The organism is Ruminococcus sp. YE71 (genome assembly GCF_900119155.1).
Taxonomy (GTDB): domain Bacteria; phylum Bacillota; class Clostridia; order Oscillospirales; family Ruminococcaceae; genus YE71.
Window position 1 is genome coordinate 1 of sequence record NZ_FPIR01000018.1, and the last position, 21,611, is coordinate 21,611.

The 21,611-nt window shown below is 46.8% G+C and carries 29 protein-coding genes and 1 pseudogene; 17 read left to right on the forward strand and 13 right to left on the reverse strand.

What is annotated here, in order from left to right:
• A partial coding sequence (tnpB, locus tag BT142_RS14530) for an IS66 family insertion sequence element accessory protein TnpB (protein ID WP_139275806.1) occupies window positions 1–198 on the reverse strand: 198 nt, incomplete at its 3' end.
• A complete protein-coding gene (locus tag BT142_RS14535) occupies window positions 176–385 on the reverse strand; it encodes an IS66 family insertion sequence element accessory protein TnpA (RefSeq protein WP_072418915.1) in 210 nt (69 codons plus the stop codon). The genes tnpB and BT142_RS14535, both read right to left, overlap by 23 nt.
• Before the next feature lie 39 nt (window positions 386–424).
• On the opposite strand from BT142_RS14535, the gene BT142_RS14540 reads away from it, so the two are divergent.
• From BT142_RS14540 to BT142_RS14555, 4 genes are all read left to right on the forward strand, one after another.
• A complete protein-coding gene (locus tag BT142_RS14540) occupies window positions 425–874 on the forward strand; it encodes a hypothetical protein (protein ID WP_072418916.1) in 450 nt (149 codons plus the stop codon).
• 321 nt (window positions 875–1,195) lie between these two features.
• Complete coding sequence (locus BT142_RS14545) at window positions 1,196–1,900, forward strand: hypothetical protein (RefSeq protein ID WP_072418917.1); 705 nt, start codon at window positions 1,196–1,198, stop codon at window positions 1,898–1,900.
• A gap of 152 nt (window positions 1,901–2,052) precedes the next feature.
• Window positions 2,053–2,757: a fibronectin type III domain-containing protein gene (locus tag BT142_RS14550; protein WP_072418918.1), complete on the forward strand. Its 705-nt coding sequence runs from the start codon at window positions 2,053–2,055 to the stop codon at window positions 2,755–2,757.
• A gap of 360 nt (window positions 2,758–3,117) precedes the next feature.
• Window positions 3,118–6,084: a fibronectin type III domain-containing protein gene (locus BT142_RS14555; protein WP_072418919.1), complete on the forward strand. Its 2,967-nt coding sequence runs from the start codon at window positions 3,118–3,120 to the stop codon at window positions 6,082–6,084.
• 267 nt (window positions 6,085–6,351) lie between these two features.
• Here BT142_RS14555 and BT142_RS14560 read toward each other — a convergent pair whose 3' ends face one another.
• The 3 genes from BT142_RS14560 to BT142_RS14570 all read right to left on the reverse strand — a co-directional run bounded on the left by BT142_RS14560 (window position 6,352) and on the right by BT142_RS14570 (window position 9,095).
• Entirely contained in the window at window positions 6,352–6,747 is a 396-nt protein-coding gene (locus tag BT142_RS14560; RefSeq protein ID WP_072418920.1) for a transposase, read from the reverse strand.
• A gap of 54 nt (window positions 6,748–6,801) precedes the next feature.
• Window positions 6,802–7,299, reverse strand: a complete 498-nt coding sequence (locus tag BT142_RS14565) for a hypothetical protein (RefSeq protein ID WP_072418921.1) — start codon at window positions 7,297–7,299, stop codon at window positions 6,802–6,804.
• A 233-nt stretch (window positions 7,300–7,532) separates the two neighbouring features.
• A complete protein-coding gene (locus BT142_RS14570; RefSeq protein WP_072418922.1) occupies window positions 7,533–9,095 on the reverse strand; it encodes an AAA family ATPase in 1,563 nt (520 codons plus the stop codon).
• A gap of 569 nt (window positions 9,096–9,664) precedes the next feature.
• Between BT142_RS14570 and BT142_RS14575 the strand changes: the two genes are divergently transcribed.
• The 5 genes from BT142_RS14575 to BT142_RS14595 all read left to right on the forward strand — a co-directional run bounded on the left by BT142_RS14575 (window position 9,665) and on the right by BT142_RS14595 (window position 12,563).
• Window positions 9,665–10,381 carry a CHC2 zinc finger domain-containing protein gene (locus BT142_RS14575; RefSeq protein ID WP_242871997.1) on the forward strand — a complete coding sequence of 239 codons (717 nt, stop codon included), beginning with the start codon at window positions 9,665–9,667 and terminating at the stop codon, window positions 10,379–10,381.
• Window positions 10,382–10,487: 106 nt separating this feature from the next.
• A complete protein-coding gene (locus BT142_RS14580) occupies window positions 10,488–10,880 on the forward strand; it encodes a hypothetical protein (protein WP_072418924.1) in 393 nt (130 codons plus the stop codon).
• The gene (locus BT142_RS14585) at window positions 10,873–11,058 is read left to right on the forward strand and encodes a hypothetical protein (protein ID WP_072418925.1); all 186 of its coding nucleotides are present in this window, start codon (window positions 10,873–10,875) and stop codon (window positions 11,056–11,058) included. Before BT142_RS14580 ends, BT142_RS14585 begins: the two co-directional genes overlap by 8 nt.
• Entirely contained in the window at window positions 11,058–11,303 is a 246-nt protein-coding gene (locus BT142_RS14590; RefSeq protein WP_072418926.1) for an HU family DNA-binding protein, read from the forward strand. Before BT142_RS14585 ends, BT142_RS14590 begins: the two co-directional genes overlap by 1 nt.
• A gap of 219 nt (window positions 11,304–11,522) precedes the next feature.
• Window positions 11,523–12,563: a DNA methyltransferase gene (locus BT142_RS14595; protein WP_084659504.1), complete on the forward strand. Its 1,041-nt coding sequence runs from the start codon at window positions 11,523–11,525 to the stop codon at window positions 12,561–12,563.
• Between the two features lie 130 nt (window positions 12,564–12,693).
• Here the strand turns inward: BT142_RS14595 and BT142_RS14600 are convergent, their stop codons facing one another.
• Window positions 12,694–12,882: a hypothetical protein gene (locus BT142_RS14600; protein WP_072418928.1), complete on the reverse strand. Its 189-nt coding sequence runs from the start codon at window positions 12,880–12,882 to the stop codon at window positions 12,694–12,696.
• A gap of 311 nt (window positions 12,883–13,193) precedes the next feature.
• On the opposite strand from BT142_RS14600, the gene mobC reads away from it, so the two are divergent.
• Entirely contained in the window at window positions 13,194–13,421 is a 228-nt protein-coding gene (gene mobC / locus BT142_RS19670; RefSeq protein ID WP_242872008.1) for a plasmid mobilization relaxosome protein MobC, read from the forward strand.
• A gap of 34 nt (window positions 13,422–13,455) precedes the next feature.
• Here mobC and BT142_RS19675 read toward each other — a convergent pair.
• Window positions 13,456–13,908 (reverse strand): annotated as a pseudogene (locus BT142_RS19675) (Fic family protein); the annotation flags it as partial.
• Entirely contained in the window at window positions 13,908–14,108 is a 201-nt protein-coding gene (locus BT142_RS14615) for an antitoxin VbhA family protein (RefSeq protein WP_072418930.1), read from the reverse strand. The pseudogene BT142_RS19675 and the gene BT142_RS14615, both read right to left, overlap by 1 nt.
• Before the next feature lie 471 nt (window positions 14,109–14,579).
• Here BT142_RS14615 and BT142_RS14620 point away from each other — a divergent pair, with 471 nt between their 5' ends.
• The 6 genes from BT142_RS14620 to BT142_RS14630 all read left to right on the forward strand — a co-directional run bounded on the left by BT142_RS14620 (window position 14,580) and on the right by BT142_RS14630 (window position 17,245).
• Window positions 14,580–14,897, forward strand: coding sequence for a hypothetical protein (locus BT142_RS14620; RefSeq protein WP_072418931.1), 318 nt, complete (start codon window positions 14,580–14,582; stop codon window positions 14,895–14,897).
• Window positions 14,898–15,039: 142 nt separating this feature from the next.
• On the forward strand, window positions 15,040–15,210 hold the full coding sequence (locus BT142_RS19200) for a hypothetical protein (protein WP_175444971.1): 171 nt from the start codon (window positions 15,040–15,042) through the stop codon (window positions 15,208–15,210).
• Window positions 15,211–15,324: 114 nt separating this feature from the next.
• The gene (locus tag BT142_RS19680; protein ID WP_084659505.1) at window positions 15,325–16,197 is read left to right on the forward strand and encodes a recombinase family protein; all 873 of its coding nucleotides are present in this window, start codon (window positions 15,325–15,327) and stop codon (window positions 16,195–16,197) included.
• Window positions 16,190–16,696 carry a recombinase zinc ribbon domain-containing protein gene (locus BT142_RS19685; RefSeq protein ID WP_084659506.1) on the forward strand — a complete coding sequence of 169 codons (507 nt, stop codon included), beginning with the start codon at window positions 16,190–16,192 and terminating at the stop codon, window positions 16,694–16,696. Before BT142_RS19680 ends, BT142_RS19685 begins: the two co-directional genes overlap by 8 nt.
• Window positions 16,697–16,702: 6 nt before the next feature.
• A complete protein-coding gene (locus tag BT142_RS19690; protein WP_242940034.1) occupies window positions 16,703–16,873 on the forward strand; it encodes a hypothetical protein in 171 nt (56 codons plus the stop codon).
• Between the two features lie 138 nt (window positions 16,874–17,011).
• Complete coding sequence (locus tag BT142_RS14630; protein ID WP_072418932.1) at window positions 17,012–17,245, forward strand: DUF6809 family protein; 234 nt, start codon at window positions 17,012–17,014, stop codon at window positions 17,243–17,245.
• Between the two features lie 127 nt (window positions 17,246–17,372).
• Here the strand turns inward: BT142_RS14630 and BT142_RS14635 are convergent, their stop codons facing one another.
• Window positions 17,373–19,043 (reverse strand): FAD-dependent oxidoreductase, encoded by a 1,671-nt coding sequence (locus BT142_RS14635; RefSeq protein WP_072418933.1) that lies wholly within the window; start codon window positions 19,041–19,043, stop codon window positions 17,373–17,375.
• A gap of 27 nt (window positions 19,044–19,070) precedes the next feature.
• Between BT142_RS14635 and BT142_RS14640 the strand changes: the two genes are divergently transcribed.
• Window positions 19,071–19,733, forward strand: coding sequence for a Crp/Fnr family transcriptional regulator (locus tag BT142_RS14640; RefSeq protein WP_072418934.1), 663 nt, complete (start codon window positions 19,071–19,073; stop codon window positions 19,731–19,733).
• Here BT142_RS14640 and trxA read toward each other — a convergent pair.
• Genes trxA through BT142_RS14660 form a run of 4 tightly spaced genes read right to left on the reverse strand, consistent with a single transcriptional unit; the run spans window position 19,722 to window position 21,564 of the window.
• Window positions 19,722–20,030, reverse strand: a complete 309-nt coding sequence (trxA, locus tag BT142_RS14645; RefSeq protein WP_072418935.1) for a thioredoxin — start codon at window positions 20,028–20,030, stop codon at window positions 19,722–19,724. The genes BT142_RS14640 and trxA overlap by 12 nt on opposite strands.
• Before the next feature lie 45 nt (window positions 20,031–20,075).
• Entirely contained in the window at window positions 20,076–20,675 is a 600-nt protein-coding gene (locus BT142_RS14650) for a 4Fe-4S binding protein (RefSeq protein WP_072418936.1), read from the reverse strand.
• Window positions 20,662–20,862 carry a 4Fe-4S binding protein gene (locus BT142_RS14655; protein ID WP_072418937.1) on the reverse strand — a complete coding sequence of 67 codons (201 nt, stop codon included), beginning with the start codon at window positions 20,860–20,862 and terminating at the stop codon, window positions 20,662–20,664. The genes BT142_RS14650 and BT142_RS14655 overlap by 14 nt, the downstream gene beginning before the upstream one ends.
• A gap of 57 nt (window positions 20,863–20,919) precedes the next feature.
• Window positions 20,920–21,564, reverse strand: a complete 645-nt coding sequence (locus tag BT142_RS14660; protein ID WP_072418938.1) for a Crp/Fnr family transcriptional regulator — start codon at window positions 21,562–21,564, stop codon at window positions 20,920–20,922.
• Between the last annotated feature and the right edge of the window lie 47 nt (window positions 21,565–21,611).

Here is a 21,611-nt window from a genome sequence, read left to right on the forward strand (position 1 = left end):
AAGCAGGCAGAAGCCTTCCTTGTCCCAGTAGAGTATCTTGATCTTATCGCAGTGTCGGTTGTGAAAAACGAACATCGCATCGCTCACCGGATCGAGCCTGAACTGCTGCTGAACGACAGACGCTAATCCGTCGATGGATTTCCGCATATCGACATTCGCAGTTGAGATGTAAATTTCAGACGGTCGAAGTATTATCATCGTGCTCACCGCCGATCACAACCTTGGCAAACCGTATCTCCTTACCCTCGGAAAGCTCATCGAGCCTTTCGAGCCAATAGCGAAGGGTACTGCGTTTGATTCCTTGTTCCCTGCACCAGACGCGCTGACTCTTGCCGCTCTCAACGAATTCCTTTATCCTTATCGCCCACTTTTCAGATTCTGTCATTTTCTGACCCTCCATTCGTAACATGATATTTCTATTATAGTGCAGTATATCAACGGCACATGGACACCTCTTGCGGAGTGCGATGAGAATACTTACATTCTCAAGGGTCTCGAAGCAGGAAAGCAGTACAAGGTCGCTGTCATCACCAAGCTCGACGGCAAATGGTTCACTGACGTTTCCAACGCTATCACCGTCACCCCGAACACCGTTGTTACCACCAAGTACCCGGTCGTAAACAAGGTCGAGGTTCAGAACAACTCGTTCAGACTCAGCTGGGACGCTGTAGAAGGCGCTGAGAAGTACTGCGTAGCGTACTACTCGGCAGGCAAGTGGAGACTTCTTGACCAGTTCGACGCAAGCCAGACAAGCTACACCAGAACCAAGGTTCCGGCTGGAAAGACCTACACGCTCGTTGTCGGCGCAAGGATCAACGGCAAGTGGGACGCAAGCGATCTCACTCAGAGAGCGGTCAACGTTACCATTAAATAAGCACTACACTTCCATGAATCTTTTATAACTGAGGGAAGCCGGCAGTTTCTTTACGAAGCTGCCGGTTTTCTCGGTTTGTGAAATGCCGGCTGAGAACGTTTATAATTCGTGAACAGTGCCGATTCATTTGATCGATTTAGTTAAAAGAATAAAACATATTGCAAAAGTGTTGACAAATTATGTCAGTGTGTGCTATAATATATTTATCGAAAAGAATCGAACAGATCGCAATTCATTTAGCAGTTTTGTAAACGCATCGCGTATCAGAGGGAAGAATTATCCCCGGCTGTGCCTGAATTGATAATAAGGAGGAATACCCCTATGAAAAAATCTATGAAGTCGGTCGTGTCAGGTATCATGGCGCTGTCTATGGTTTCAGGTATGGCAGCTGTTCAGCCGGCAGCGCAGGCAGTGACCAGCCCGACGGCTCTTGCGGCAAGTGCTGATACGGCAGTCAGCAAATATCCGAAGGTCAGCTACATTACCGGAAACGGCAAGGTAAAGCTCACCTGGACTGCTGTCGAAGTCGCTGAAAAGTATGCCGTAGTTTTAATTCGCGGCGGCGAGAGAAAGGTTATTACACAGACTACGGATACCTCCTATGTTTTCAGCGGACTGAATGCCGGTGAACAGTACAAGGTCGGAATTGCATTCAAGTGGGGAACACAGTGGGAATTATGGGCTGCGAGTACCATCACTGTTACTCCGAAGGCTGAAGCACCGGAACCTGCCATTCATTCTGAGGTACAGGACGGACGTTTCAGAATCAGATGGGAGGCAGTCCAGTACGCTGAGGCTTACGCTGTCGGCATCCAGACCGTAGCAGGCTGGCAGCTCATCACTACGACCGCTGCTAACGAACGGACCTATACCTCACCAGCCGGAGCTCTTTCAGCAGGCACCTACAATGTCGCGGTCGTCGCAAAGATAAACGGCAGATGGGATACCTCGGACATCAAGTTCAAAACGGTGAGCATTACCATCCCGGATTCCGAGTACGCAATATCAGGAGCTGTAATGTCATGATCGCCGATTCCTTATTGACGGCATCACGCTGCTCAACATGATGTTCTGAAAAAGACGGAAAATCCGTGACTTTTTTGAACACTTTGCCAATCAGATACAGCCCGTTACAGGGCAGTCCGGAAATTAGTATTTCTTATAAGGTGGATACACTTATGAATAACTCACTGAAACGAGCAGCCGCCGGCATCATGGCACTTTCGATGGTGACTGGCTCGGTACCCTTTCAGCCGGTCACGCAGGCTCTCACAAGCCTGACAGCTATCACGGCAAATGCAGAGGAGGATGGCACAGAAATTACACAGACCGTCAATCCGGTCGTGAGCTATGTTCCCGGCGATCATTGCGTCACTCTCAGCTGGGATGCTGTCGAGGGTGCTGAGGAGTACCTCATCGCCGCGAAGGTGGGCGGCAGCTGGGCTAAGGTCGCGGTCTGCAATGACACCTGGTACCTGTTAGAAAAGCTCGTCGCTGGCGAGAACTACGAGGTGGCGGTCGCCGCTAAGATCAACGGCAGGTGGAGCACAAGAGGTGTGAAGCCGATCACCGTGACCCCAAATAAAATAATTGCCCCGAATATGAGCACAGAGTATTACCCGATGTCGGGCAAGCTGAACGTGAATTGGGTTGCGGTACCGGGTGCTGATGAGTATGCGATCTGCTTGAAGTTCACCGGAGGAGAATGGCAGCTGTACAGGAAATTATCTGGGGATACCACGGCTTTCAAATGCAGGGTGGATACTTCTGCGAGCAGAAGGTTCAAGTTCGTGGTAATTGCGAAGGTGAACGGCAAGTGGGAGACCGCAAATATGGACAAAAGAGCGGTAACGGTTGATACGAATAGCGGACTCCCATGGTGAGCGGATCTGAATCCTGAAATGCGATAACCGCTGTGGTCGGCAGATAAGTTATATCAGTATCGGATTACCGGCAGTTTCTTCGGAGACTGCCGGTTTTCTATTGCCTGACCCACCCAAAAACGTTTATGATCTGCAAACAGTGAAAAAGGCGGCTTTTGTGTCTGCTTTCGGCACAGTCAACAAATATTTTCAAAAAAAGAAAAAATATTGATGCGCTATTGACAATTATATCCAAATGTATTATAATAGATTTACAGGAAGTATTTTCTGAATACGATCATTTTTTGCAATTCAAGCGTGTCCCGGGTGCAGGTCTTTCCTTTCGGGAACGTTAATGCTTTTATGCTGGGAGGAATTTTTATGAAAACCACAAACACATGGAAACGTTTAGCGGCGGGAGTGCTGGCGCTTTCGCTGGTGACGGGGACTGTTCCCGTTCAGCCGTTATCTCAGGCGGTCACGAAGCTGACGGCTGTCACAGCTAACGCTCAGGTCACGAGTGATTTTAAGCTCAGGCTCCTTGAGGACGGAACATTCGAGATAGCAAAATACCTCGGGACCGGAACAGTCGTTACTATCCCGTCAGAGGTTGAGGGACACAGGATAACCTCGATAGGCGAAGAGGCATTCAATAACTGTTCAAAGATCACCTCTCTGACCATCCCGGACAGCGTGACCTCGATAGGCGCACGGGCATTCAACGGCTGTACCGCACTCAGGTCGGTCAGCATCGCGGACGGCGTGACCACGATAGGCAATAATGCATTCAGCAATTGTAGTCTGCTCACTGATGTGACCATCCCGGACAGCGTGACTACATTAGGCAGCTGGGCGTTCTATTACTGCTCTTCACTTAAAACCATAACGCTTTCTGAAAACCTGACCGCGATAGGCGAGGCTACATTCCTCTATTGCAAAAAGCTGACCTCCGTGACCATTCCGGGCAGTGTGGAGTCGATAGGCGGACGTGCATTCTCAGACTGTACTTCACTTGCATCAGTGAACATCTGTGACGGCGTGAAGACTATCGTGAGCACAGCGTTCAGGGATTGTAGTTCACTTGTATCTGTGACCGTTCCTGACAGCGTCACTGCGATCGGCGGCGGTGCTTTTTCCGGTACAAAATGGCTCGAAAATATGAAAGCCGAAGCCCCTCTCGTTATTGTCAGCAGTATCCTGTATGACGGCACGAACGCATCAGGTGATGTGGTCATCCCTGACGGCATTACTACGATAAACAACTCGGCATTTGCGAATAATACGGCGATCACCTCTGTGACTATCCCGGACAGCGTGGAGACTATCGGCGGCGCGGCGTTCAGCGGATGTAGTGCGCTTGAAGCTGTGAACATTCCGGACAGCGTGGAGACTATCGGCGCCGCGGCGTTCAACGGATGCAGTGCGCTTGAAGCTGTGAACATTCCGGAAAGCATCACGGAGATAGGCGCGGGAGCATTCTCGGGCACAAAATGGCTCGCGAATAAGAGGACAGAAGACCCCATCGTTGTGATAAACGGCGTTCTTATCGAATACTCGTCCGCATCCGGAGATCTTGTCATCCCGGACAATGTGACCAAGATCAACGACTCGGTGTTCGGACACAATACAAATATCACCTCCGTTACCATCCCGGACGGCGTGAAGGAGATAGGAGACTATGCATTCACCGGTTGTTACGCCCTTAAATCGGCTTCTCTTGCTGACAGCGTGACCTCGATAGGTGCATCGGCATTCAACGACTGTAGGGTGCTCTCATCTGTGAACATTCCTGAAAGCGTGACCACGCTCGGCGAATCGGTGTTCAACGGCTGCAAGTCGCTTACCTCTGTGACCATCCCCGGCAACGTGACTGTCATCCCGGGTATGGCATTCAGGGAGTGCTCGAATCTTAGATCCGTGACCCTTCCGGACAGCGTGACCCAGATCGGCACCCAGGCATTCCAGAACTGTAAAGCGCTTTCAGATGTGAATATGCCGGAAAGCCTGACCAAGGTAGATGGTTATGCATTCCAGGGCTGTACAGCAATTACCTCCGTGATCCTGCCGGACGGCACGAAAACGATCGGTAACTGGGCATTCAATAAATGCTCATCACTCACAGATCTCGTCATTCCGGAAAGCATGACTGTTATAGAACGCAACGCATTCGATTCCTGTACCGCACTGACCTCTGTTCACATTGCGGACGGTCTGACCCAAATAAGTACAGGCGCATTCACGAGATGCACGTCGCTTGAAGCTGTGACCATCCCGGAAACTGTGACCGAGATAGATAATTGGGCGTTTCAATACTGTGAATCGCTGACCTCTGTCACCATTCCGGACAGGGTTGCTTCGATAGGGGCGAGTGCGTTCGCAGGATGCAAGAAGCTCACCTCCGTGACCCTGCCTGACAGCCTGAATGATATGGGTGATTATGTATTCAGCAAGTGTCCGGCGCTTACCTCTGTGACCATCCCGGACAGTGTGGTGCTGATGGGCAGGAATGCGTTCGAGAGCTGCACCTCGCTTGAATCAGTCACACTCTCAAACAGCCTGACCAGTATAAATGACTGCTCATTCCAGAACTGCACAGCACTTAAAACCGTTACCATCCCGGACAGCGTGACCTCGATAGGTGCCAAGGCGTTCGAGAGCTGTACCTCGCTGACCTCCGTGACCATCCCCGAAAGTGTCACGGCTATCGCAGGCTATGCGTTCAGGTTCTGTGATTCTGTCGTGATACACTGTTACGAGGGCTCGGCGGCACACACCTACGCGGTGGATAACAGCATCAATTATGCGCTTATCGGTGCTGAGAAGCAGAACCCGGTCATCACCTACAGGAAGGGTGACGGTGCGGTAAGGCTGACCTGGACTGAGGTCGAAGGTGCTGAAAAGTACGCTGTTCTGGCTTACATCAACGGCGAGTGGAAAACCTTCGCGGAGGGCAATGCGAACACCTACACCATCACCGGGCTTACCCCCGGCATTGAATATAAGGTCGTAGTATTCGCAAAAATAAACGGCGAGTGGAACACGGATGATTCAAACGCGATAACCGTCAGCCCGAACGCACCTGCTTATCCCGAAGCTAAGGTGGAGGTTCAGGGGAATGCGTTCAGGCTGACCTGGACGGCTGTTCCTGACGCACAGAAGTATGTGATCGGCTACACTACCAACGGCAAGAGCTGGAAGGTCGCAAAGACCGTCAGTGCTGACACCACCTCATTCACCTACAAGAACACGCCTGCCGGCACATATTACCTTGTGGCAGGCGCGTATGTGAACGGAAAAGTCGATACGTCTGACCTCGCGAAGAGGGCTGTTAAGGTCGTTATCAAATAAAACCTGAAAAAGTTATATCGTTTTGGATCACCCGGCAGTTTCTTCGGAGACTGCCGGTTTTTTCTCAGCCTGATATACACACCCGAACCGGGTTCATTTTCTCCAGGGCTGTTTATTTCAGTTCGTAATTAAAGCCGTTTTCCTTGTCTGCCAAGCCGCGGCACAAGGCAAGCCCCCTTTTGAGCGCAAAAAAACCGCCCTGCCGAAGCAGAGCGGTTAACGCATGATATTTCATTGTAAAAATAATATCATATTTTTGGGAAATTGTCAAGTGCTTTTGAGCTGATCTTTCAAATTTTTCATGATATTCGTGAAATCTACTGTTGCAAGCTCCTTATACATTGCATTTATAATCTTGTTTCTGCTAGGCTCGAATGAACCGTCACGATCCTGCGGCACTTCGATCTCAGTTTCCCCGAAGTTCCCGCGAATCTTCTTGGTTTTCTTGCCGTTGCGGTAGTCAGGATTGCTGGAACGCTCATACGCCTGATAGCCGAGATGCTCGTCCATCTCCGACTCAAGCATTTCCTGGATCGTCCCTCCGAGAAGGTCCTTCAGCGCATCCTCGATATCCTTTGCCGACTTGATGTCGTATTCCTCAAGCAGCATTCCTATGATGTTCTTCTTTCCCTCGCTCATCGGTTCTCTTTTTCGTCTTGCCATAAAAAATCAGCCTCCTGTGATATTAATTCTATTTTATCACAGTTTGCTGACTTTTTACAGACTTTTTTTCGGAGGGTCACCTGAAATCTTCTCAAACTCGTCAACCGTCATATCGGCTCTCTTAGCCGCTTCTGCAAGCGACAATATACCGTCTTTAACGAGAGCTATGAGAGTTTTGATCATTCCGATTTTTTCGCCCGCTTCCTGAGCATTGTTTCTCATATCTTCCATCATTTTGCACATTTCGCTCACTCCTTCCTCGGTTTCCTTATATTTGTGGGCGCTTTCCGACATCTCGCTGAAATACATATCGGAAGGCTTGGTGCAGCCAAAATCATGTATCAGTTTTGCAAGGTCAGAAGTGTCCTCTGTATTATTGTATGCCCCGTTGATGAACAGGATATACTCGTCATCACCAAAAGGCTCGTTTGTCACGGTGTCCCTGCGCTCAAAGAAATATGAGGGTCGTTCACCGTTGCGAACATCGTTCTCTGTGATAAAAATACTGTATGTGGTCGGCAGCTTGTCAAAATCATCATTTGCAAGAAGCAACTCAGTATCTTACGCACTTGAATGGTATCTGTGAATGCTGATCCAAAAGTGTACCACGTGCTAATGAAAAAGTGTATTCCCATTCAAACTGCTTGTTTTCTTCGGAAGATTATGTTGACCAGGTGCAAACAGACCCATGCTGAAAAGTCTTATTTGTACTCTGTGTTATCTTATCTATGAATGACATCGCCTGCGATACAGAACAGGACGGTTTCTGTGAACCGTCCTATTTTTCATATCTTTTCGATCACGCACTCATGGTGCTTATCCTCGTTGTATGTGATACCAACAAGAACAACGTTGCCGATGTACTCTTTTATCCTGTCGGGATAGTTTTTATTTTTGATCTGATCGATGGCAGTATCAACAGCCTTATTGTTTTTTAGTTCGATAACAAGTGCGGGCTTATCTGCTTTAGGCAGAGGCAGGAATACAAGATCAGCAAAGCCCTTGCCCGCAGGCATTTCACGAACGATCATGTAATACTTTCTTGCCGAATAGAACGCCAATGAGATAACGCAGCTGAGAGAGTTTTCGTCATTGAATTTGAGGATAGAAGTATTATCCTCATGGCACTTTTCCACTCCTGCCGCAACAATATCAGCGTTTCCGTCAAGAACAGCCTGCAAAAGCTCGTCAGATTCTTTTATTGCCGACATTATCTTCGACCAGCCCTTGTCGTTCTTGATGCTGCGGATAAATTCTTCCTGAACCTCAGAGTTGGGTATCCAGCAGCGCTTGGTATCGAAATCGTAGGTGAGATACCCGAGGTGAATAAACAATGTAAGAATATCATCAGAACTGCTGAAGGTCACCATGTCATTTTGGAAAGTAGTAACATCGACCTCCAGCTTTTCACCGCCTATGAGACGAACGATCTTATTATGAAGATTGTCATAGTCCGCCTGAATATAGTCGGCAAGTGCTTTGAAGGTCTCTGTCTTTGACCAAAAATTATCTATCCGGTGACGAAGCATTGCTTCAACGACAGATTTGGGATTGTATATAGAGATTTTATCAACGTTATATCCGTCGTACCATTGCTTGATCTCATCATAAGGCATCTCGTATTTATTGCAGAGTTTTTTTACTTCTTCTTCGGTAAAACCGGTGAACTCCGCATAATTATCCGCACCCGCTATGCTGATTTCTGTAAACATATTGAGAGCAGAATGTTCGCCGTATTTCTTGATCGGCAGAATACCTGTCATATATGCAAGAGCTACATAACTTTGGTCTTTCAGCAGACTACGCAGAAAGTCGAGGTATGGTTTTGGTGATGATAAGTTATCTTTATGCAAACGGAAAATGCAGTCCCATTCATCAATGATAAAAATAAATTGTTTTTCACCACGGGAAAATAGAGTTCTTAGAACAGTAACAAGGTTTGAAGGGTCAAAGCACTCTATCGTTCCGAATTCTTGGTTGAGCTCATAGAGAATGTTGTTAGTAAGGAATTCAATTTCCTTATTGAGATCTCCGGATGCTTTGAAGAAATCTGTCATGTTTAGATGAATGACATTGTACTTGTTGAGGTGTTCGGCATAATCATCAGCTTCAGATATTTTCAGCTTGTCAAAGAACTCCTTTGAATCGCAGCCGCAGCTATAATAAGCAGTGAGCATATTAGCCGCCATAGATTTACCGAAGCGTCTCGGTCGGCTGATGCAGACATAGCGTGTTCCTGTTCCGATTATGGAATTGGTCTGTTCGATAAGCATACTCTTATCTTCATATATTTTGGATTTGAAATCCATACGGAAGTCAGCATTGCCCGGATTCAGTAAAATACCCATAGAATCGCCTCCCTTGCTACTTCTTATTATACCATAATTTTTCTCCCTAATCAAGGGCTTAAAAGGACTTTCAATATTTTTTGTTCGTTTTTTGTCTTCTGTTCTTTTCTCTTTCGGCAGCCTTCAAGCCTTTCCTTGACGGCTGTTATCTGTTTATTCAGTTCTGTTGTTCACTCTTGTAAGAGGTCTATCGTTAAGGGCTCCGGGTTCCCTTAACACCCAAATCGCAGGGGTGCTGCGATTTGGGAAGATGCCGTGACCGCGGTATACGGCATCTTCTATACTTGCTTATGTTAGCGTTTACAAACCGGAAACAATTCCGATTTTCTAAAATAAAATAGCACGAATGGGCTGAAAATTTTTTTATAGACCGCTGCGTATGCAGACGACTTTGAATATCCCTCTCATAAGTACCTACAAAATTCTGAGAATTTTGTAGGTGCTTTTTATTTTTCAACACTTGGTTCCACGATTTGACTAAAAAGAGGTATTGCATTTTATGCAAAAGAGAGAACAAAAAATTATTTTTCGATTTTGCCTTCAAAAAATGCTGATTTTTGTAGGTACTTATGAAGGGACATGATTTCCCGGGCATATTCTCCGCCAAAGAATTTGCTCGGTATGCCAACTTGAATCGTTTCCTTTCGCATAACAAAAATGAAATGGAGGCTGATATGTCAAATATCTTTCAAGACATAAAAGACAGGTTGGACCTTCGTGACCTCGTTCGTTTTTACGGTCTTGATGTGAACCGTGGCGGATTTGCCCTCTGCCCGTTTCACAACGAGCGCACCCCATCTTTTAAAGTCTATGAAGATCATTTCCACTGCTTCGGCTGTGGGGAACACGGAGACCATACCGATTTTGTTCAGAAACTATTTGGACTATCTAACATTGAAGCCGCAAATAAGATAAGCGCAGATTTTGGACTTTCCTTAGATCACGGCGAGTTTGCCCCTCCTGTGAAAAAGAAGGAAAATAAAAATGAAGCCTTTGAACTGTGGCTTCGGGAATCGGTAGAAGTTCTCATTGAATACAAAAGGCTGCTCAGATATTGGGAGCGAATTTACGATCCCCGCAGTCCCATTGATAAAGTTGATGACCGATATATTGAAAGTCTCAACAATCGGGGGTATGCAGAATATTATCTCGATCAGCTTTTGTATGGAACCGACAAAGATAAATTTGAGTGCTACGATGTGGACAGGGACTATCCTCTGACCATAAAATGTCGGCTGGACAATTTAGATGCTGTCAGCCGTAAGGCACCAAAACGTGCAATGTAAAATGGAGGAAAAATAAATATGAAGTTTCTTATTGGAGCGATCTTTTGTGGCGTAGGTGCATTTTTTCCGTTCCTGCTGGTGGACGACGATATGGAGGTTGTGTCAGATGAACTTTGAAAACAGAGACACTCAGGTGTTCATGTATCTCATCAAGACTTTCGTCGCTGATAAGCACAATTATATGCTGAATGTAAATGAGTTCTACAAAACTGATCCGACAAAAACGCTGCTCGGGTATTTCGATGATGAATACATCTACATTATCCCGAGTGTGGTTATCGGAATGTGTGATGACTATCTGACAAAGCTCGGAAAGCCCCGCGTAAATATCCAGACCGTACTCAATACTCTTTTCAGAGCTAACCTTATAAAAGTGGGCTGGGTGATGCGCAAGGATCTCCGCTACCGTCCCGAAAAGAGAGTCGGCGGAAAGCGCAGGAGGTATATCACCTTCATCAGAAAAGAAATGAGGAACAGAGAGGGTACAATTGATGCCTAACGAAAGAATAAAGGAAGAAATGATACTCGCGGGCGTGACTGTTGCTGATCTCGCAGACTTCCTCGGGAAAACCGAGAAGGAGACAGTTGATATTCTGAATACCGAACTTGGTATCATGCAGAACTACAATGTTATGCTTGCGGTAACGGAGATCGTGAAGATAAAGGAGAGGGTCTGATGGATACGCTGGAATTCACAAGAGAACTCGCTGCTCGCAAGGGTGTTTCCGAGGTCACTGCTTACCGATATATAAATTCGGTGATGGACACAATTCGCCAGGTGCTTGCCGAGGGTGAAGAAATAAAGATAGGCAGTTTCGGAAAGTTCACTGTCATCACCGATCTGGAGGGTAACAAGACTGCCATGCTCTGCGCCGGAAAGTCGCTGAGGCAGGCTCTTACAGCAAGGGAGGGGATAGTCTGAACGAGGAAAAGAAAATCGAGCGCAGATACGGTCAGTGTGACGTGACCATTTCTTTCAAGGGGAGCAATCCTACGCTGAAAGATGATCTTCTCGCCCTGCTGTGTGACAGCTTCGAGAATAGGATTTTAAACGGTAACAATAATTCGGAAGATAATGATGAAAGTAACTAAACACTGATTTCAGAAAATCAAAAATACAAATATAGGAGGACGAATAATTATGAGAACATTATTGCCTATAAAGGAAAGCAGTTTTTCTGATTGGGAGCCCAAATACGAGCTTCCTAATTATGAAGATAGCTGCATTGATCTCGTGATGACGGCACCGCCCGGATATACGCTTGACGGAACCGAGAGGTTTTACGAGGATACTTCATATAAGTGGGACTCTTTTGAGAACTACATGGATTACATGGAAGGCGTTTTCGGCGAGGTATATCGTATGCTGAAAAATTTCCGTTACTGCGCTGTTGTGGTCGGGGATCAGACCACTTTTGTTAGCAGGGACAGCGGTTATCTGTACGATAAAAAGTTTCCGCTGGCGGCTTACTTTACGATCATGCTGGAGAAGGTCGGCTTTACATATATCACTGACTGCATCTGGGACAAGGGACTTTATTCGCAGCCGTATCGCGGCAAGTCGATTCATTATCCCATGACCGAGATTCCCGGCAGCTGCTATGAGCATATTTTGATATTTCAGAAACGTGCTGGAAGGAAAGAACCGATACCCTGCCCGTACTGCGGTGAAACAGAATTCATGCACCGCCGCGGGTTTACAAAAGCCGGCGAGCAGCTGTGGCTTTGTAAAAATGAAAGCTACCCCGGGAAAAACGGCGACGGGAAAATGCTCACCTTTACAGAGAGCAGTGTTGTAACCGGCAGTAAAAAGAAGATAGAAAACGTGATACCGCGGGAGCTGCTTGAAAAGTGGCACAGGAATATAGTGAGCATAGAGCCGGTAGTTTCGGGTTTCGAGAATATGAAAAAGCGTCAGAGAGATCTGCCGCCCGAGATCGCGGAAATGATAATGCTGTATTTCAGCGGAAGGGGAGACTATGTTCTCGATCCTTTCTCGGGAATAGGAACGACCGTAATAGCCGCCGCCATTTTTGAGAGAAACTATTTTTGTTTTGAAAAGGACAAGAATGACCGGCAGAGGTTTTACGACGCCGTACAGAAACTGAACCCTGAATTGAAAGACAAATTCGGTAATATCGACTTCGAATACGATATAGATAAAAGACTTATGAAAATATGATAAAGGCTTGATCGTATATTACGGCGTATTCTGTCTGTTCGGGAACTGCCAACCTGAACGGATATGCCAACTGAATGCGCCATAATAAAAATAGAGGGCTGCAACGCGGCAGTCCTCACGGTCAATATTATTACGCAGCGACTTCAAAGTTCTTCAAAAGCTGTTCCTCGGTGAACTTGCCCTGTCCGCCGTTGCTCCAGTCGATGAAGATCTGATCGAAGTCGTCTATATATACGATAGTAGCTGTCGAGCCGACGGGTATGTTTTCCCCTATCTCCTTGATCAGCTTTATTGTCATGCCTACTGTTATCTTTTCCATTTTAATGCCTCCCGGGGTATAGATCGCTGTGACATACAGCTCTATAATTATACAATATTATAGTGGCGCTGTCAATTGGCAGAATGATGATTTTGAACCAACTATTTATTTATGAAAGGAGCCATTCTATGGCAAGAAAAAACAAACAGGTACATCGAAAAGAGATCGACTTCGAGATAAAGGATTGGGAGAAGATCGAGCGGAGAGCGGAGGCGTGTCATACTACCACATCGAAATATCTGAGACAGGTGATACTTAGCGCCGAACCGACGTTCTACGATATGAAGGAGGTCGCACCGCTGCTGAACGGCATGCGCATAATTTCAAACAACATAAATCAGATCGCAAAGAAGGCAAATGAAACGAACAACATAAATGCGGAGGACGTTGAAAAGCTGAGAAACGAGGTGGAATCGTTATCCCATATCCCTCAACAACACACTCCACAATCACATCACAAAACGCTCTGTCATCCACGACTGACTTTACCGCCGCATCGAGCATCGTATCCCGATCCACACAGCTCCAGTCCAGTGTAAAGCCATAATGGAGTGCCATACACCGTATCAGCTCACGGATGCTTCTGCCGTTGCCCTCACGGAACGGGTGAATGATATTCAGCTCGGACATTATATAGGACAAATACTCAATCTGGCATTTCCTGTCCGTTTCGTGCAGCATCTTCTCGCTGTGCAACTTGGCAAACACCTTGTCCAGCTCCTGACCGATCAGATGCGGCGGATAAAACATAGTATCGCCCTTGCTGATTTGCTCACGACGAATATGACCTGCAAATGGGTAGATGTCCTCAAACAGAAAACGGTGGATATTCATAAGCTGTGTCTTAGAAAAACGTCCCTTGATTGGCGATTCCATCAGCATATACTGTTTGAGGGAGGTGATCTCCTCCTCCGCCTGTTTCAGCTCGTTCCTGTCCCTGATATTCAGCTTGTTTTTGAGCACATCAGAATCCGGATAGCAGTAGAGCGACTGCACCGTTGTGTACACATCATATTTTGAAAACATTACTCAGCCCTCTGATACTTTGCTTTCAGCTCTGCCATGATCTGCTGGAAATTCGCCTGACCGCTGGCATATCTGTCAAGGTTGCGCCTGCTTGCTTCACTCAGCGTAAGCCCCTCGATCGCCATTGTTCCGGCAACACTTTGTACACGCTGTTTATGGATTCTATCGGTAACAGTTTTTCTATGTACTTGATGCTTCATGATCAGCCCTCCTCTATGGGGTTATGAAATGTAATAGCTTCATCAGCTTCATATGATATTTTTCGGATTTTTCATTTTGACAGCTTTTTGGCTGTCAATAATTCTTCGTTACGGCAGGGATTTTTCTTATCGCTGCCGTTAGCTCTTTTTGAGCATTTTTCTTTATTGCTCTTTCGCTCGTCAGAGCGTTTGGAGCTGTGCGACTTGAAACAAGCCTGAGATGTCAAGGCGAGTATTACGCTTTCCCCATAGGCAACGGCTTCTGCAAGACAGCATAATAGCAAAAAGTTCAGGTCTGCAAGGTCATTTTGGGGGTTTATAATCAAAAATCCCCGGTCATTTTTTAGAACGGAAAACCTATCCGGCGCACAAAACTTCGTGCGCAATACCAGTAGACAAAGCCCATTGTTGCGCGCTATAATTGGAGTATGGAAATTGATTTCCGAAGTCCAAACGATTGGGGGTGATGATATGGCTGACACTGCAAAGAAGCTCGCAAAGCTCGATGAGAAGATCGGCAAGCTGAAAGAGCGTATCAAAGCTGACACGGCAGAATGCGAAAAGCTATGTGAGCAGAAGGCTCTGCTGATCTATCAGTCGCTGTGCAAACAGTATAGCTGTGAGGGACAGGCTCTTGCGGATATGATCGCAAGAGAACACGAGCAGGCGGCTATGCCTGTTTCTGACGATAAGTCCGTGTCGGATAACAGCGATGATGATGTTGCTGACAAGGAAGAAATGCTCGGACAGACTTCTTTCTTTGAGAAGAATGATCCTTACTCGGATTAAAAATATATCCGACAACAAAACGATAGCTGTGATATGGGACGGCTCTGCCGTTCCGCACGGCTACCCTGTGCAGGAGTAACGACCCTGCAACTAAAAGCCATTGCGTGTAGAGAGAAAAATATCGCAGGCGGAAAGGAGACAATTGAAAGAGACAACTACTGCCGTAGACAGAGAGAAGGCAGGTACTATGATCTCCGATAAGGGCAAGGTGCTTAAAGTAAAAGTCACCTGCCCCGAGAGTGTCCCCGAAGCGATTCGGGTAACGAAGATCAACCGTATCTATGACATTCTCACAAAGCATATCGCTGAGTAAAAATTTTGAAAAAGCACTTGCAATCTCAGCCGATATGCGCTACAATATAGATACCGCAATATCGGCTGTACGATTGCCGTATCAACAAGTTGATACTAATCGGAGGTCGATAATATGAAAAAGACAACAACTAACAATAACGGAATTACGGCTATCTATGTACGCCGCTCCGTTAGCGACAAGGATAAGGGCAACAATTCGCTGTCCATTTCCGCACAGAGGGAGGAATGTATCAGGTTCGTTGGAGACTGCGAATATCAGGTATACTGTGACGATGGAAAATCGGGAAAAGATGTTCAGCACCGCCCGGCATTTATGCAGATGATGCAGGACGCTCGTGACGGTCTTATCAGCAGAATTGTTGTGAAGAAGTATGATCGTTTCAGCAGAAATATGAGGGAGTATCTTAACATTACGGACGAGCTTGACCGCTATGGTGTGACCGTTTATTCTCTTTCAGAGCCTTTCAATACGGAGACAAAAGAAGGGCGTATGATGCGAAACAATCTGCTGAATTTTGCGGAGTTTGAGCGTGAGACTATCGCCGCCAGAGTAGCCGATGCGTACAGCACAAGAGCTAGGGAAACAGGCTTCTATCAGGGCGGTAAGACCTACTATGGATTTACCTCCGAGCGCAGAACGGTGAACGGCAAAACGGGCTCGGTGCTTGTCCCATCGGAGCAGGCGGAGTCGGTAAAGATCGCCTATGACTTGTATCAGAAGCCGTCAACCTCGCTGAAAGATGTGATCGAATACTTCAAGGAGAACGATATTTACACGCTTTCTAAGCATAACGGCGAAGTAAAAGACAATATGGACAGAAGTCACATCAGCCGTATTCTTGAAAGTCCGCTGTATGTGAGAGCCGACAAAGAGGTATACGCTTTTTTCGTTTCCAAAGGCTGTGAGATACTCGATGATATTGAAGCCTATGACGGTATTCACGGGGTTTTCATTCATAGGGCTTCGGGAGTGACTTTTGTTTAAGGTCGGGTATCATGAGGGGCTGGTCGATGCGAGCGTATGGCTTGCCGTTCAGGACAAGAAAGCCCATAACAAGCGTATCCCTAACAATGCGAATGCCAACCATTCTTGGCTGACGGGATTTCTGAAATGCGGTCACTGCGGCTATCATTTGGAAATCCACTACTATGACAATGCTAAAAGCGGAAAGCGTTACAGATACCTTAGAGATTCGGGAGCATACCGTAAGGAAGGCTGTGTGAAGAAGTTCCTGAAAACTCGTCCCGAAGAAGTCGAGAGTGCTGTCGAGCAGGCGATGCGTGACCGTATTGATCAGCTTGTTATCGCAAAGCGAAGTGCAGACGCTCCCGATGCTGACACTGAAGCACTGAGGGTTGAGATCATCAAGATCGATGAGGAGATCCGCAAGCTGATGAAAAAACTCGGTGATGCCGATACGGTGCTGTTTGAGTATATTCAGAACACGGTCAATGAACTGCACGAACAGAAGGCAGCTCTGTAGCGAAAGATGCAGGCTAAGGCTCGCAAACGCAGAACGGTAGATACCGCACCTTTGGAAAAACCGATGAAACATTGGGACAAGCTCTCCATTCCCGAAAAGCACGAACTAGCGGCGGTTATGCTCGAAGCGGTCTATGTGAGTGACGAAAATGGCATTGAGGTAAAGTTCAGTATATAAGGAAACGGCGATTTTACGCCGTTTTCAAAATATGGTGGAGTGCAGCGATCGGCGTGCCGTAGGCAACACCTTAACAACGATCATTTGGTAAAGTTTGGACGGTTGGCTTTACAATTAAAACCGAAAGGACAGATACAAATGATTGATGTTATTTACAACTATCGGCAGGGCGATATTCACGCCAATGAGTTATCTGACGAGTTTAACAAGCTCTGTATCCCCTTTGAAAACTCTCTGAGCGAGGAGCAGATTGATGTGTACCACAAGATACTTGACTGCGTGAGCGATATTGCCGCCGCTGAGACGAGGGCTGCATACAAGGTCGGCTTCAAGGACGGTGTGGCATTGATGATGGAAATTCAGGAGAATTAAGAATTACGCAATAAATGAGAAAGGGACTGTTGCACGCTTACAACAGTCCTTTTTATCAGTAAAATATTATTACAATATCAAATTGACACATCTCGGGGAAAATGGTATAATTGTATTACAGCATCGTTCATGTATCTTCCGTACAGATATACTCTTCCACCTTTTGCGAGCAGACAACTGACTCATAAAGCCGCCAGCCGCCTGCAAGGTTATAACAATCGTAGCCATACCCCGACAGGAGACGGCAGGCGATATAGCTTCGCAGTCCGCTGTGACAGTAAACATACACGGGCTTGTCCTTCGGGATGTTTTCAAGCCCGTCACGCAGATCATCGAGAGGGATATTGACAAAGCCGCCTATCATTCCACGAGCTGCTTCCGATTTTGTGCGAACATCGAGCAGTGTCACACTACCGTCACGGGGCAGGGCTTCGACGTCGTTCCAGAAGAACTGCTTGACCTTACCGCTTATGACATTTTCGGCAACATAACCGACCATGTTCACAGGGTCTTTTGCACTTCCAAAGGGTGGCGCATAACAAAGTTCAAGTTCTTTCAGTTCGGTCACCTTTGCACCGAAACGAATAGTTGCGGCAAGCACGTCCATGCGCTTGTCAACGCCGTCAAAGCCCACTATCTGCGCCCCGAGCAGCTTGTGAGTATGCTTGTCCCACAGCACTTTGACCGACATATTTTCAGCACCCGGGTAATAGCTTGCGTGAGAAGCGGAGTATGTGTAGCTCTTGTCGTATTCGATGCCTGTCTCCTTAGCACGCTTCTCGTTTAGACCAGTCGCTGCAATGGTCATGTCAAAAAGCTTCAGCACCGATGAACCCTGTGTGCCGCTGTATTCCGAGGGTATGCCTGAGATATTATCGGCAGCTATTCTGCCTTGCTTGTTTGCAGGTCCGGCAAGTGGGATAAAAGCAGAAGCGTCAGTTACAAAGTCTTTGACTTCTACAGCATCACCAACTGCATAAATGTCGGGAACGCTCGTCTGCATACGGCTGTTTACAATAATACTGCCCCTGCCGTTGACCGCCATGCCGCACTCTTTTGCAAGAGTTGTTTCGGGAGTGACACCCACCGACATTATCACCATATCGGCGGCGATGTTCCCCTTTTGAAGAATAACATCACGGTTCGTTATTTCCGTCACGCCGTTGCTCAGATACAGCTTTATACCACGGCTTTGAATATACTGATGAACGTCCGCCGCCATATCGTAGTCAAGCGGTGCGATAAGATGATCGGCAAGCTCGACAACTGCGACTTCAAGCCCTGCATTTGCAAGGTTTTCTGCCATCTCAACACCGATATATCCGCCGCCAACGACAACTGCTTTTTTCGGAGCTTCATTTTCAATAAAGCTCTTTATCTTCATTGTGTCGGGGATATTTCTCAGGGTGAAAACGTGTGGCTGGTCTATGCCTTTGATATTCGGACGTATCGGCTTTGCACCGGGGGAAAGGATCAGCCTGTCGTAGCCTTCCTCATATACCTCGCCCGAATCGACCCTGCGTATCTGTACGATATGCTTTTCGGGAATGATCTTAACAGCCTCGTTTTTAATGCGAACATCTATATTAAATCGACTGCGGAAGCTCTCGGGAGTTTGCAGAGTGAGCATTCTCTTGTCGGTGATCTCACCGCCGACATAATACGGCAGACCGCAGTTGGCAAAGGAGATAAAATCTCCACGTTCTAAAATGATTATCTCGTCATGTTCATTAAGACGGCGCAGTCTTGCGGCTGCGGAAGCACCGCCTGCAACGCCGCCGATAATTACGGTTTTCATAAAAATACCTCCGAAAGGATAAACGTTATGTTTGAAAGTGTTTACTCAAAAGTTTTCCCGTTCTGGGATAAAATATCCGATGCAGATCGCAGCTTTATCTGCGATAATTCAGTAAAAAAGTCCTTTACCAAAGGTACAAATCTGCACAGCGGCAGTGACTGCTCGGGTGCATTCTTCGTCTGCTCGGGAGAGCTTCGTGCGTATATCATATCCGAGGACGGCAAGGACGTTACCCTTTACCGCCTGCACAAGGGGGATATGTGTATGCTGTCGGCTTCCTGCGTTTTGCAGACCATCACATTTGATGTGGCGGTCGATGCCGAGGAGGACAGCGAATGTATAGTGCTGAGCGGTACAGCATTCAAGCAGATGTCGGAGAAATATCCGGATATTCATATTTTTGTGTTGGAAACTGCCGTTTCACGTTTTTCTGATGTCATGTGGGTCATGCAGCAGATACTGTTCATGAGTATGGATAAACGGCTTGCGATATTCCTGCATGATGAAACCGCAAGGATTTCCTCCGACACTATCTCGCTCACTCAAGAGCAGATCGCAAAGTACATCGGATCTGCCCGTGAGGTCGTTTCCCGAATGCTCAAATATTTTGCAAACGAGGGTATTGTCGAGGTGTCAAGAAAAGGCATTCATATCCTCGACAAGGCACGCCTGAGAAAGTTAGCTTTGTAACATAGCGAGGATTCCTTCCTTCGGTCTGTAGCCTACCTCCTGCGCAGTTATTCTGCCGTCCTTCATAGCAACGAGTGTCGGGATACTCATGACCCCGAACTCTGCTGCAAGCTCCGGCTGCTCGTCAACGTTTATCTTGCCAACGGTGAACTCCGAGTGTTCGTCAGCGATTTGGTCAACAAGCGGCGAGACCATTTTGCAGGGGCCGCACCAGGTCGCATAAAAGTCCAGAAGAACGGGCTTTGTGCTGTTTGCTACCTCTGCGAAATTTTCCTTTGTTACCTTTAATACTGCCATAATAATGACTTCCTTTCTGTTTTATTGTGTCTTTATTATAAACTATTATTCGTCTGATTTCTGTGACTTGGTCACGTTCTTTGCCTTGCAGATAAGCTGTGTCATTGTTCCCATCGGACAGTAAACGCACCATGAGCGGGGTTTGAATAGCAGCATAGTCACGAAACCGAGGATCGTTGATGTGAGCATTATGCTGTAAAAACCGAATGCGAATTGTGCAACACCTTCGGAGAAAAGCGTTCCGTGATATGCCCAGTGCCACGGCACTTTGAACGTCCAAAGCAGTTTTACCACTTGTTTCAGCGGCTGGTTGCCTGAGAATACAAGATAGGTGTTCCAAAGCATCACGAAGAACATTGTGAAAAAGAATATCAGAAAACCATATCGGAATGCTTTCGATCTCATCCACTTCGGCATATCATGCTTTCGTGAAAGTCCAAAACGTCCGCCAAGCAGAGAGAAAAGCTGACCTCTGCCACAGAATTTGTTGCAGTATGCCTTATTTCCCCAGCCTATCGAAATGACGAGAGGGGCAATAAAGCATATCATACCCAGCCATGCAAACAGTATATTCACAAAACCCAGCAGCAGATATGTCAGTGAGAATATCCAGAGGTAGTCATACCATTTCTTACTTCTCATCATGCACCCCCACAATGTCGATAACGCTTGCAGGACATTCCTTGGCACATTTTCCGCAGCCGACACAAAGCGTGCTGTCAACCACGGCGAACACACCGTCAGGAACGCTTATCGCTGACTTTGGACAGACCTTCACGCAGCAGCCGCAGGCAACACACAGATCGGTGTTCACGTTTGCTTTTCGTTTCATATCATCGCCTCCTGTTTTATATTATACAGCAGGTAGCATTAGTTTTCTGTGACTTGGTCACATTATCTCAAAATGGTTCTTCCTGCACCTAATTAGTCCGTCCCTCTGCATTTTACTCAGTTCGTTGGACAGCACCGACCGTTCCACATTGAGATAGTCTGCAAGCTGCTGACGGTCAAAGGGAATATCAAACTCACGGGAATGCTTCTGAACCGATACGGTATTAAGATACGCCATAATACGTCCACGCACCTGTCTCGGAGCAGTATGAAAGCTCCGGCTCGATAGGTGCAGATTTTTTCTTGTGGTAATAGTCAGAAGATTTGCAAGAAGTCTCGCCCTTATCGTATCGTTGAGGTCAGCGAGCGACTTCATGCTCAGAAACACGATACTGCAATCCTCGGCAGCACATACATCAACAAGCATCGGCACATCGGGCAGGAGTGCATAGCTTTCTGCAAAGAACTGTCCCTTACCTACAAGGTTGAGTATCGTTCGGTTTCCCCACATATCGTTGCTTTCAATGGTGACGCTGCCTGCGGTCACAAAGCATAGTTTATCGGTGATTTCTCCGGAAGAAAATATCATCTCACCTTTATTGTATTTCTTTTCGGCTGCATTAAGGGCTTTCAGAAGCTCAGATATTTCGGTATCATCAAAGCCCTTGAACAGTATCGAATTATGCAAAACTGAAATATCCATATTTTTCTCCCAAAATGTTGTAATTACAACATACTTTCTTCTCTGAT